Origin of the sequence: Streptomyces sp. RP5T (assembly GCF_003933965.1) — a bacterium.
In the GTDB taxonomy this organism is placed as follows: Bacteria; Actinomycetota; Actinomycetes; order Streptomycetales; family Streptomycetaceae; genus Streptomyces.
Map to the genome: position 1 here is coordinate 1 of NZ_RSAJ01000264.1, position 11,206 is coordinate 11,206.

An 11,206-nucleotide genomic window follows, 5' to 3' on the forward strand; every position below is an offset into this window, starting at 1 on the left:
GGCCCGCCCACGCGACGCGCACCCCAGACCCCGGGCGCCGGCCCGAACACCCGTCGCACCCGCATGGCGCTCACCCGCTCGCTCCGGGACGCGCCCGTGCGTTCCGCTGATCCGGCGGAGTGTCATCCCTTCACCGCCCCCGCGCTGAAGCCCGTGATCAGCCACTTCTGGATGAAGGCGAACACGATCACCACGGGTACCGCCGCGATGATGCCGCCGGCGGCCAGCGCGCCGAGGTCGACGCTGTCCGCGCTCATCAGGGTGTTGAGGCCGACCGGGATCGTCTGCTTGTCCTGGTTGTTGAGGAACATCAGGGCGAACAGGAAGTGGTTCCAGGAGTGCACGAAGGCGAAGGAACCGACGGCGATCAGACCGGGGCGGAGGAGGGGCAGGACCACGATCCTGAACGCCGTCAGCCGGTTGCAGCCGTCGACCCAGGCCGCCTCCTCCAGGGAGTACGGCACGTTCTTGATGAAGTTGCTGATCAGGATCATCGACAGCGGGAGCTGGAAGACCGTCTCGGCGATGATGACGCTGCCCAGCGAGTTGATCATCTTCAGCTCGGCGAAGATCTCGAACAGCGGCACCAGCAGCAGCGCGCCCGGCACGAACTGCGAGCACAGCAGCGCCAGCATGAAGGCGTTCTTGACCTTGAAGTCGAACCGCGCCAGGGCGTAACCGCCGGCCAGCGCGACCAGCGTCGTCATCACCAGCGTGGCGAGACCGACGTACACGCTGTTCTCGAAGTACGTCCCGAAGGCCCGCTCCGTCCACACCTTCTCGAAGTGGTCGAAGGTGATCGGCCAGGGCACGAGCGAGGTCGAGCCGGCCGGACGCAGCGCGAAGAGCAGGATCCAGTAGAAGGGGATCAGGGTGAAGACGAGGTAGATCGACAGCGGCAGGTAGATGTGCCAGCGCGGAACCTCGTCCCAGGCGCGCCGGCGCTTCACCGGCCGCGGCAGTTCGGGGGTCTCGTGCGCGGGCGCGGGCGCGAGCTCCGTGGCCTCCTTGGTGATCACTTGGAACCGCCTCCGAACTTGCTCAGCCGCAGATAGACCATCGAGCAGAACAGCAGGATCACGAACGCGACCGTGGTCAGGGCGGACGCGTAGCCGAAGTTGTGGGCGTCGACGCTGGTGTTGGCGATGTAGAGCGGGAGGGTCGTCGTCTCCCCCGCGGGCCCGCCGCCGGTCAGGGTGTAGAGCAGGTCGACGTTGTTGAACTCCCACACCGCGCGCAGCAGCGTGGACAGGATGATCGCGTCCTTCAGGTGGGGCAGCGTGATGTGCCAGAACTGCTTGACGGTGCTGGCCCCGTCGACCTCGGCGGCCTCGTACAGGTCCTTGGAGACGGACTGGAGGTCGGCGAGGATGAGGATCGCGAAGAAGGGGACACCACGCCACAGGTCGGCGACGACCGCCGCCGAGAAGACGGTGGAGGTGTCCGACAGCCAGCTGGTGCCGTAGGAGCCGATGCCCATGTCGGCGAGGTAACGGGTGATGCCCGTCTGGGAGTTGTAGAGCAGCACCCAGATCGCGGAGGTCAGCACGCCGGAGACGGCCCACGGGGAGAAGACGAGCGCGCGGCCCACCGCCCGGCCCACGAAGGTCTGGTTGACGATCAGCGCGAGCGCCAGGCCGAACAGCAGCTGGAGTCCGACCTCGACGAAGACCCACTTGGCGCTGAAGGTCAGCGTGTCCCAGAACTGGGGGTCCTTGGTGAAGATCTGGACGAAGTTGTCGAAGCCCGCGTAGCCGTTGCGCCACGGCTTGGTGGGGTTGTAGTTCTGCAGGCTGTAGTAGAAGACGCTGATCACCGGGTAGGCGATGAAGCCCAGCATCAGCAGGGCCGCCGGTGCGATCAGCAGGTACGGCAGTCTGCGCGGCGTGGCGGAGGCACGGCGTCGCCGGGGTGGCGCGGGCGGTGTCGCCACGGCTGCGGCTTGGGCCATGACAGGGTCTCCGTTCTCGGTACGTCTTGCGTTCGTGGTGCGGAAAGCGCTTTCTCGCTGTGCGCGGAGTGCCACTTGAGGTTGTGCGGCGGGTGCGGATCTGCTGTGGCCGGTCGCGCAGTTCCCCGCGCCCCTGGGGTGGGTGCAGTCAGCCTGCGTAGGGGTCTGGGGACTTGCCCGGGCGTGCCAGGAACTCGAAGTCGCAGCCGGTGTTCGCCTGGGTGATCTGGTCGTTGTAGAGGGCGCCGTAGCCGCGTTCGTAGCGGGTGGGCGCTGGTGTCCAGTCCGCCCTGCGCCGCTCCAACTCCTCATCGTCCACGTTGAGTTGGAGAGAGCGCGCCTCGACATCCAGGGTGATCGAGTCACCCGTGCGCACGAGGGCGAGCGGACCGCCGACGTACGACTCCGGGGCCACGTGGAGCACGCAGGTGCCGTAACTCGTGCCGCTCATACGGGCGTCGGAGATGCGGACCATGTCGCGCACGCCCTGCTTGAGCAGGTGGTCCGGGATCGGGAGCATGCCGTACTCGGGCATGCCGGGGCCGCCCTTGGGGCCGGCGTTGCGCAGCACCAGGACGCTGTCCGCGGTGATGTCCAGCGCCGGGTCGTTGATGGTGCGCTGCATGGTCCTGTAGTCGTCGAAGACGACCGCGGTGCCGGTGTGCTTGAGCAGGTGGGGCTCGGCGGAGATGTGCTTGATCACGGCGCCGTCGGGGCAGAGGTTGCCGCGCAGCACGGCGACCCCGCCCTCGCTCGCGACCGGGTGGTCCCGGGTGCGGATGACGTCGTCGTCGTGCACCTCGGCGCCCTCGATCTGCTCGCCCAGGGTGCCGTTGACGGTCGGCCGGTCCAGGTGGAGCAGGTCGCTGATCCGGGAGAGGAAGGCGGGCAGTCCGCCGGCGAAGTGGAAGTCCTCCATGAGGTACGTCTGTCCGCCGGGCCGCACGTTCGCCAGCACCGGCACGGTCCGCGCGATGCGGTCGAAGTCGTCCAGGGTGAGCTCGACGCCCGCCCGGCCGGCCATGGCGATCAGGTGGATGACGGCGTTGGTGGAGCCGCCGAGCCCGAGCACCGTGGTGACGGCGTCCTCGAAGGCCTCGGGGGTGAGGATCTTCGACGGCTTCAGCCCGGTCCAGGCCAGTTCCACGGCCCGGCGTCCGGAGGCGGCGGCCATCCGCTCGTGCCCGGAGTCGACGGCCGGGATCGAGGACGCGCCCGGCAGGGTCATGCCGAGGGCCTCCGCAGCCGCGGTCATGGTGGACGCGGTCCCCATGGTCATGCAGTGGCCCGGCGAGCGCGCCAACCCGCCCTGAAGTTCCCGCAGTTCGCAGTCGGTCAGGTTGCCGGCGCGGTGCTCGTCCCAGTACTTCCACATGTCGGTGCCGGACCCGAGGGTCTCGCCCCGCCAGTGTCCCGGCAGCATCGGCCCCGCGGGCACGAAGAGCGACGCCACGTCGGCCGAGGTCGCGCCCATGAGCAGCGCGGGCGTCGACTTGTCGCAGCCGCCGAGCAGGACCGCCGCGTCGATCGGGTACGACCGCAGCAGCTCCTCCGTCTCCATCGCGAGGAGGTTGCGGTAGAGCATGGGGGTGGGCTTCTGGTACGTCTCCGAGAGGGTGGCGACCGGGAACTCCAGCGGGAAGCCGCCGGCCTGCCACACTCCCCGCTTGACCGCCTCGGCGCGCTCGCGCAGGTGGACGTGGCAGGGGTTGATGTCGGACCAGGTGTTGAGCACGGCGATCACCGGGCGGCCCTGGTACTCCTCGGCCTCGTAACCGAGCTGGCGCATCCGGGCGTTGTGCGACCAGGTGCGCAACTGGCCCTCGGTGCCGTACCACTGGTGGCTTCTGAGTTCCTCGGGGCGCTTCCTGTCGGTCATATCGACCACCCGGCGGCTATCGCGGCGACCTCGGCACGCCCGGCCTCGGACAACTCCCGGCTCGGCGGGCGCACTTCGCGGCGGCACAGGCCGAGGGAGGCGAGGGCCTCCTTGACGACGGTGACGTTGTCGGCGGAGCCGTTCGCGGCGCGGAGTTCCTCGAAGCGGCGGATCTGCTCCCAGACCTTCATGGCGGCCGGGTAGTCACCGGATCGAAGTGCCTCGATCATGTTCAGCGAAACGGCCGGGGCGACGTTCACGAGCCCCGAGGTGAAGCCGGTGGCGCCCGCCGAGAAGTAGGAGGGCGCGTACGGCTCGGCGAGCCCGGCGACCCACACGAAGCGTTCCAGTCCCGCGTCCCGGGCGAAGGCGGCGAACTTGGCGGCGTCCGGGACGGCGTACTTCACACCGATCACGTTCGGGCAGGCGTCGGCGAGTTCGGCCAGACGCTCGCCGCTCAGCTGGGCGTTGCGGATGTACGGGACGACCCCGAGCTCCGGGACGGCCGAGGCGATCGCCCGGTGGTAGTCGATCCAGCCGCCCTGCGAGACGTAGGGGTGGACGGGCTGGTGGACCATGACCATGCCCGCGCCGAGTTCCCGGGCGTGCCGGGCGCAGGCGACGGCGGTGGGGACGTCGTGGCCGACCCCGACGAGGAGGTTCGCCCGGCCGCCCGCCTCGTCCACGGTCAACTCCGTGACCAGGCGGCGCTCTTCGGGGCTGAGGGCGTAGAACTCGCCGGTGTTGCCGTTGGGGGTGAGGGTGGTGATCCCCGCGTCGAGCAGTCGGCGCAGCAGGGCCCGGTGGGCGTCCTGGTCGACGCTGCCGTCCTCGGCGAACGGGGTCACCGGGATCGCCACCACGTCGGCCAGGGCCGCCCGCTGGGTCTCGAAGCTCTCGCTGCTCATTCCTGGCCTTCCTGGTCCAGCACTCCGGGGAACGCTCGTTCCACGAAGGACGCGATGTGGGCGTGCAGGGCGCGGGCCGCGCCGTCCGCGTCGCCGTCCAGGGCGAGCCGCAGGATCTCCCGGTGCTCGCCGGCCTCCCGGTCCCAGGAGGGCGAGGCGGCCCAGGCGACGGCGGAGACCAGGGCGGCCTGGTCACGGACCTCGTCGAGCATCCGGCCGAGCAGCGGATTGCCGCAGGGCAGGTAGAGGGCGCGGTGGAACTCCCGGTTGGCCAGGGAGCGTTCGGCGGTGTCGGTGGCGTCGTCGGCCCGGGTGAGGGCGTCCCGCGCGGCTTCCAGCGAAGCCCCGCGTCGTACGGCCCGCTTGAGCGCCTCGGGTTCGAGGAGCAGCCGGACGTCGTAGACCTCACGCGCCATGTCCGCGTCCACCATGCGCACCGTGACGCCCTTGTACTGGCTCATCACGACGAGCCCCGTGCCGGCCAGGGTCTTGAGCGCCTCGCGCACCGGGGTCTTGGACACCCCGAACTGTGCGGCGAGTTCGGTCTCGACCAGGGCCTGGCCCGGCGTCAACCGCCCGGTGAGGATGCGGCGTTTGATCTCTTCCAGCACGTACTGCGTGCGGGAGGGGATCGGCGTGGGCACAGAGGTCATGCGCGCCTCTCGGATCTCGCGTATCGGATCTTGCGTATCTGATCTCGCGTATCGCGTCTCATATATGACGTACGAAGTACGACGCGTTGAAGGTAAGAGGGCGGTGTTGTTTCGTCAATGCTTCCGACAGAGGAAGTCGAAGTTGCGGCGAAGGCTGCGGCCGCGCACGTGGTTCCCGCCTCCCCGGTGAGCGCCGGTCCTACGTGCGTGACAGGGAACTGTTCGCCTTCGCGATGCCCGTCGATGTCCGCCTCGCGCAGGAACACGTCGGACCGAGTACGCGAGGACCCGTCCGGCGCACTCGGCACGCAGCCCGTACGCCTCGGTGTCGTACGCCACGGCCCGCGCGGCGAGCCGCAGGTTCCAGTGCCGGGCCTCGTGGCCGTCGTACAGGGGATGGAAGGTGAGAACGCCGTCGAGGAAGCGCGCGTCGGAGCGCCCGAAGAACCCGGCGAGCCGGTGGGCGCGGCCGGGCGGCGCGTGCACCGGGATCGGGGGGCGGGGCGAGTCCGCCGTAGGCGAGGCGTGGACAGCCGTCAGCCGGGAGGGGTCCGTGTGCCGCTGCAACTCAGCGAAGGTATCGGGCCCGGCCTCCACCCGCACCTCGGCGGCCCGGCGCCGGGTGCGGGCAGGTGGTACCGAGGACGGTGAGGCCGAGGGGCGGCATGGCGGGGAGCGTATGGTCCGCCCCTGCCGCCCGCCGCCCGTTTCCGTTCGTCCACGGCACGGCCGTACCGGCGGCTACGGCGTCCAGCCCGGGTTCCGTCCGCTCAGGCCCAGGGCCCGGTCCAGCAGCGGCGCGTCCTGGGGCGCCGGGACGATCGGGCCGAAGATGGCGTCCCGGCTCGGATCGTCGGCGGAGGCCCGGAGGAAGGCGTACGCCGCCTGGAGCGCGGCGGGGTCCGGGTCGTACGGCTGTCCGGTGGCGACGGCAAGGTCCCAGCCGTGGACGACCAGTTCGTCGACGGCGACGGCGGCGGCGACCTCGGCGGGCAGGTCGACACCGCCCGCGCGGGTCGCACCGGTCCAGGCGGCCGGGTCGCGCCAGGCCTCGGCGAGTTCCTCGAGAACCTTGGGGAGCTCCTCGCGCCAGCCGGGGCCGATGTCCGGGAGGGAGTCGGTCGGCGGGGTGTCGGTCGTGGCGCCGAGGTCCTTGCGGGCGGCGTCGCGGAAGGCGGCGGAGAGCCCGAGCAGGTGGCCGAGCAGGTGGCGCACCGCGTACTCCGGACACGGTGTGGTGTGCCCCAGCTGTTCATCGGTGACGCCCTCGGCCAGCAGGGCGATGACGCGGGTCTGCGGTCCGAGGTCCAGGGACGGGACGGTCATGCGGGGCTCCTCAGGGTTCACGGTGTGATGAGGGGTGGACCCTCGCCACCGCGAAAACTCATCGCTCGGCATCCGGGGAACCAGGGCACCTGCCCCATCCCGCCACAGGGGCCTTAGACCCACGATGTGCAGGCATGACGACGACATGGGCGGTGCTCCGGGACCGCGACGCGAGGCTCTGTCTCACCGCGGTGCTCGTTTCCGGCTTCGGCACCTCGGCCCTGTGGCTGGTGTCCGGAGTCTGGGTCAAGGACCTCACCGGCTCGGACGGCCTGGCCGCGCTGTGCATGCTCGCGATGTGGGCGCCGACCGCCGCGGGCCCGCTGCTCGGCGCACCGGCCGACCGGATCCGCCGCAGGCCGCTGCTGATCGCCGGCAACCTGCTGGCGGCGGCCCTGCTGCCGGTCCTGCTCACCGAGCGGGTCGCGGTGGTCCTGGCGGTCCTTCTCCTCTACGGCGCGACGGGCGTCGTCCTCGACGCGGCGGAGTCGGCCCTGGTCGCCGACGCCGTCGCCCCGTCCCTGCTCGGCGACTTCAACGGGCTGCGGACGGCGGTCAACGAGGGCATGAAACTCGTGGCCCCCCTGGCCGGAGCCGGCCTCTACACGCTCTACGGCGGCCCTGCCGTGGCCCTGCTGGACGCGGCCACGTTCGTGCTCGCCGCCCTCCTGTACCGCGGTCTGCGCGTCCGGGAGGAACGCCCCGGGCCGTCCCGGCGCACCCCGTTCGTCGAAGGCGCCCGCCACATGGCGGCCCACCCCACGCTCCGCCCCCTGATCCTGGCGGGCGCCACCACCATGCTCTGCGCGGGGATCAACGGCGCCCTGATGTACGCCGTGATCGACGGGCTGGGCCACTCCCCCGCGTACGCCGGTGCGCTGTACGCCGTGCAGGGCGCCGGTTCCGTGGCGGTGGGGCTGGTCTCCGGACCCGCGCTGCGGCGGCTGGGCGAGCGCCGGTTCGCCGCGTACGGCATCGCCCTGACGGCCATGGCCGCGGGGCTGCGGGCCGTCCCCTCGGACCCGCTCGCCCTCGTGTGCAGCGCGGCCCTCGGTCTGGGCCTGCCGTGTGTGCTGATCGCCGTGCTCACCGCCGTGCAGCGCGCGACCCCGCACGCCCTGCTGGGCCGTACGGTCGCCACCGCCAACACGCTGGTGTACACGCCGAACGCGCTGGGGCTCGCGGCGGGCGCGGCCCTGGTCGAACCGGTCGGCCAGCGGCTCCTGTCGGCCGTCCTGGGCGTGGTGTGGCTCGCCGCGTCGCTGCCGCTGTGTCAGAGGCCGGCCAGCGCCTCACGGATCGCGTCCAGGTCGCCGTCCGACGCCAACCCGGCGTGATACAGCCGGACTTCGCTCGCCCCGGCCTCCCGCGCGCGGGCCACGTCCGCCGCGAGCGTGCCCGGGCTGCCGCCCATGCCCGCCACGACCGGGAAGTTGGCGGCGACGACCGCGTCCGGGCGGACCCGGGCGAAGGGCGTGACCAGGTCCGGGCCGTCGGCGCAGGGCACGACGACGCCGTCCGCGACGGACAGGATGTGCTCGGGGTCGACGCCCGGGTTGGCACCGACGTGGTAGGTCACGGGGTCGGCGTGCAGCAGGATCTGGAAGTCCTCGGGCGCGGCCGAGCGCACGGCCCGGACCGCGGTCTCCTGGAGCGTACGGGCGGTCTCGTCACGCCACGCGCGCGTGGCCGCCGCCTGCTCGGAGCCCAGGAGCTTCTCGACCCCGGCCCAGCCCCCGTCGTCCGGCGCCCCCTGCCACAGCGGCTCCAGGGCAGCGCGCACGGCGGCGGCGAGCGCGTCGGCGTCCAGGCCCTGTCGGCCGTAGCCCTCCCGGCAGGTCCCGCAGAAGCAGAGCGCCATGAGGTACATCCCGGCGTCGCCGAGCGGCACCCCGCCGGTCTTGTCGTGGGCGTGCAGGTGCTGGAGGCCGTACCAGCCGAGGGACTCCAGTTCGGTGCCGGACGCGCCCGGGCGCACGGCCGCCTCCACGGCGAGGTCGACGAGGTACGCGCGCGTGGCGGGCTGGGCGATGCACGGGGCCCACGGGTAGCGGTCGCCGTAGGCGTTGACGACGGAGGTGCTCGGATGCTCGGCGCCCAGGCGGGAGTTGTGCGCGAGGACGACCCAGGTGTGCACGTCGAGGCCCGCTCCCGCCAGGGCCTTTGCCGCCTCGCCGAAGGCGTCGCCGGGGGCCCAGTCGCCGGCCGGGTACGGGCGCAGCGCACGCCCCTGCCAGCGGGAGTCCGTCGGGTACAGCACGGCCGCGTGCTCGGCGGTGACGATGCGGTGGCGCGGGTGGCGGGGGGTCAGCGCGCGCGTGGAGTGGTAGGCGGAGGCGAGGGTCGCCTGCCGTACGCCGAGCCCGGCGATCCGGGCCGCGGCCTCCGGGTCCCCGTTGACGTCCCAGGGGTAGACGAACGTCGACGCCTTCACTGTGCCTCCTCCAGGAGCGCGTACCCGCGCTCGATGATCTCCGCGAGCTGCTTCACATGATCCTCGTCCGGCTCGTGCAGCGGCGGCCGGACCTCCCCCACGTCGAGGCCGCGCATCCGCACGCCGGCTTTCACCAGGGAGACCGCGTACCCGCGGCCCCGCGCGCGCAGTTCGACGAAGGGGCGGTAGAAGCCGTCGAGCAGGCGGCGGGCCGTCGCCCGGTCGCCGTCGACGAGGGCCCGGTGGAAGGCGAGGGCGATCTCGGGGGCGAAGCAGAAGACCGCGGACGAGTAGAGGGGGACGCCGATGGCCTGGTAGGCGAGCTGGGTCTGTTCGGCGGTCGGCAGCCCGTTGAAGTAGAGGAAGTCGCCGGGCACCTCGGTGCGCACCGCGCTGATGGCGCGCTGCATGAGGTCCAGGTCGCCGAGGCCGTCCTTGAGGCCGATGATCCCCTCGGTGCGGGCCAGTGCGACGACGGTCCCGGGGGTGAAGACGGCGTTGTCGCGCTGGTAGACGATGACGGGGAGCGCGGTCGCGGCGGCCACCTCGCGGTAGTGCCGCAGCAGGCCCTCCTGCCCGGCCACGACGAGGTAGGGCGGCATGGCGAGCAGCCCGTCGGCGCCCGCCGCCTCGGCGAGCCGCGCGTACCGCACGGCGAGGGCGGTGCCGTATCCGGCGCCCGCGACCACTGGTACGCGCCCCGCCGTCTCCTCGACGGCCGCCCGGACGCAACGCTCGAACTCCTCGGGCGTGAGCGCGTGGAACTCCCCGGTGCCGCAGCACGCGAACACGGCCGCGGCCCCCGCGTCCACGCCCCGGCGCACGTGCGCGCGGTACACGGCGAGGTCGACGGATCCGTCCGGGCCGTAGGCGGTGACGGGGAAGAACAGCGGCCCGCTGGGGATGCCGAGGCGGTGGGCGAGGTCGGCGGACGGCGTCACAGGCTCTCCCTAGAGTGGCATGCAGAATACTGATCAGAGTTTATATTTATGAACCGACATCGCGCCACCCTTGACGAAGCGAAGACACGATCCCTAGCTTGTCCACGAATGTGAATACCGTACTCATCAGGCCGTTCAAGGAGACCCGCGGATGCCCGCTCCCCGTACCGTTCTGCTCACCGGTGCCGCCGGCGGGCTCGGCACCCTGATGCGGGATCTGCTCCCGGCCTACGGCTACGAGCTGCGCCTGCTCGACCTGCGGCCCGTCGAGGGCGAGCCGGACGCGATCGTCGCCGACCTCGCCGACAAGGACGCGGTGCGCGAGGCCGTACGGGGTGTCGACGCGATCGTCCATCTGGCGGGCATCTCCCTGGAAGCCCCCTTCGAGAAGATCCTCAGGGCGAACATCGAGGGCACCTACCATCTGTACGAGGCCGCGCAGGCGGAGGGCGTGGGACGGATCGTCTTCGCCTCCTCCAACCACGCCGTCGGCTACACCCCCCGGCCGCGGGACGGCGACCCGCTCATCCCGATCGACACCCCGCACCGCCCGGACACCTTCTACGGCCTGTCCAAGTCCTTCGGCGAGGACCTCGCCCAGCTCTACTGGGACCGGCACGGGCTGGAGACCGTCTCCGTGCGCATCGGCTCCTGCTTCGCCGAGCCCACCAGTGTGCGCATGCTCTCGGTATGGATGAGCCCGGCCGACGGCGCCCGCCTCTTCCACGCGGCCCTGACCGCCGAGCAGGTCGGCCACACCGTGGTCTACGGCTCCTCCGCCAACACCCGTCTGTGGTGGGACCTGAGCACCGCGCGGGCGCTCGGCTACGACCCGCAGGACGACTCCGAGCCGTACGCGGAGAAGCTCATCGCCGAACAGGGCGAACTCCAGGACGGCAACGAGGGGCACGCCTACCTGGGCGGCCAGTTCGTGACGGACCCGCCGATCTGGCCGTACTGAGACACCGACGACCAGGCGGGCGGGCACCGAACGGGCCCGCCCGCAGCCATTGCGGGCACAGGAAGCAGCGGCGGGGGCAGGCGCGAAGCGCCGCCCCCAGGGGCGCGGGGAACTGCGCGACCAGCCACGACGCACCCGCAGCCGCCCTACGCC

The 11,206-nt window shown here is 71.7% G+C and carries 10 protein-coding genes and 1 pseudogene; 2 read left to right on the forward strand and 9 right to left on the reverse strand.

Annotated features, from left to right (window positions below):
- Positions 1-122: 122 nt before the first annotated feature.
- The 7 genes and pseudogenes from EHS43_RS25145 to EHS43_RS25175 all read right to left on the reverse strand — a co-directional run bounded on the left by EHS43_RS25145 (position 123) and on the right by EHS43_RS25175 (position 6,717).
- Positions 123-1,019, reverse strand: coding sequence for a carbohydrate ABC transporter permease (locus EHS43_RS25145; RefSeq protein WP_125193035.1), 897 nt, complete (start codon positions 1,017-1,019; stop codon positions 123-125).
- A complete protein-coding gene (locus tag EHS43_RS25150) occupies positions 1,016-1,951 on the reverse strand; it encodes a carbohydrate ABC transporter permease (protein ID WP_125193036.1) in 936 nt (311 codons plus the stop codon). The genes EHS43_RS25145 and EHS43_RS25150 overlap by 4 nt, the downstream gene beginning before the upstream one ends.
- A gap of 148 nt (positions 1,952-2,099) precedes the next feature.
- Entirely contained in the window at positions 2,100-3,830 is a 1,731-nt protein-coding gene (gene araD, locus EHS43_RS25155) for an L-arabinonate dehydratase (protein WP_125193037.1), read from the reverse strand.
- The gene (locus EHS43_RS25160) at positions 3,827-4,738 is read right to left on the reverse strand and encodes a dihydrodipicolinate synthase family protein (protein WP_125193038.1); all 912 of its coding nucleotides are present in this window, start codon (positions 4,736-4,738) and stop codon (positions 3,827-3,829) included. Before EHS43_RS25160 ends, araD begins: the two co-directional genes overlap by 4 nt.
- Entirely contained in the window at positions 4,735-5,391 is a 657-nt protein-coding gene (locus EHS43_RS25165) for a GntR family transcriptional regulator (RefSeq protein WP_125193039.1), read from the reverse strand. The genes EHS43_RS25160 and EHS43_RS25165 overlap by 4 nt, the downstream gene beginning before the upstream one ends.
- A pseudogene (locus EHS43_RS48040) lies at positions 5,388-6,058 on the reverse strand (MBL fold metallo-hydrolase). Before EHS43_RS48040 ends, EHS43_RS25165 begins: the two are co-directional and overlap by 4 nt.
- Before the next feature lie 74 nt (positions 6,059-6,132).
- The gene (locus EHS43_RS25175; RefSeq protein ID WP_125193040.1) at positions 6,133-6,717 is read right to left on the reverse strand and encodes a TIGR03086 family metal-binding protein; all 585 of its coding nucleotides are present in this window, start codon (positions 6,715-6,717) and stop codon (positions 6,133-6,135) included.
- A gap of 134 nt (positions 6,718-6,851) precedes the next feature.
- On the opposite strand from EHS43_RS25175, the gene EHS43_RS25180 reads away from it, so the two are divergent.
- Positions 6,852-8,054: an MFS transporter gene (locus tag EHS43_RS25180; RefSeq protein ID WP_125193041.1), complete on the forward strand. Its 1,203-nt coding sequence runs from the start codon at positions 6,852-6,854 to the stop codon at positions 8,052-8,054.
- Here EHS43_RS25180 and EHS43_RS25185 read toward each other — a convergent pair.
- Positions 7,991-9,151, reverse strand: a complete 1,161-nt coding sequence (locus EHS43_RS25185) for a hypothetical protein (RefSeq protein ID WP_125193042.1) — start codon at positions 9,149-9,151, stop codon at positions 7,991-7,993. The two genes, EHS43_RS25180 and EHS43_RS25185, sit on opposite strands and share 64 nt — an antisense overlap.
- Entirely contained in the window at positions 9,148-10,092 is a 945-nt protein-coding gene (locus EHS43_RS25190; protein WP_125193043.1) for a 5-dehydro-4-deoxyglucarate dehydratase, read from the reverse strand. Before EHS43_RS25190 ends, EHS43_RS25185 begins: the two co-directional genes overlap by 4 nt.
- A gap of 151 nt (positions 10,093-10,243) precedes the next feature.
- Between EHS43_RS25190 and EHS43_RS25195 the strand changes: the two genes are divergently transcribed.
- Positions 10,244-11,053: an NAD(P)-dependent oxidoreductase gene (locus EHS43_RS25195; protein ID WP_125193044.1), complete on the forward strand. Its 810-nt coding sequence runs from the start codon at positions 10,244-10,246 to the stop codon at positions 11,051-11,053.
- Positions 11,054-11,206 lie beyond the last annotated feature (153 nt).

Bases quoted from the DNA above. Each gene is read 5' to 3' on its own strand.
- EHS43_RS25150 (WP_125193036.1), bottom strand. From the start codon at position 1,951: ATGGCCCAAGCCGCAGCCGTGGCGACACCGCCCGCGCCACCCCGGCGA.
- araD (WP_125193037.1), bottom strand. From the start codon at position 3,830: ATGACCGACAGGAAGCGCCCCGAGGAACTCAGAAGCCACCAGTGGTAC.
- EHS43_RS25160 (WP_125193038.1), bottom strand. From the start codon at position 4,738: ATGAGCAGCGAGAGCTTCGAGACCCAGCGGGCGGCCCTGGCCGACGTG.
- EHS43_RS25165 (WP_125193039.1), bottom strand. From the start codon at position 5,391: ATGACCTCTGTGCCCACGCCGATCCCCTCCCGCACGCAGTACGTGCTG.
- EHS43_RS25175 (WP_125193040.1), bottom strand. From the start codon at position 6,717: ATGACCGTCCCGTCCCTGGACCTCGGACCGCAGACCCGCGTCATCGCC.
- EHS43_RS25180 (WP_125193041.1), top strand. From the start codon at position 6,852: ATGACGACGACATGGGCGGTGCTCCGGGACCGCGACGCGAGGCTCTGT.
- EHS43_RS25195 (WP_125193044.1), top strand. From the start codon at position 10,244: ATGCCCGCTCCCCGTACCGTTCTGCTCACCGGTGCCGCCGGCGGGCTC.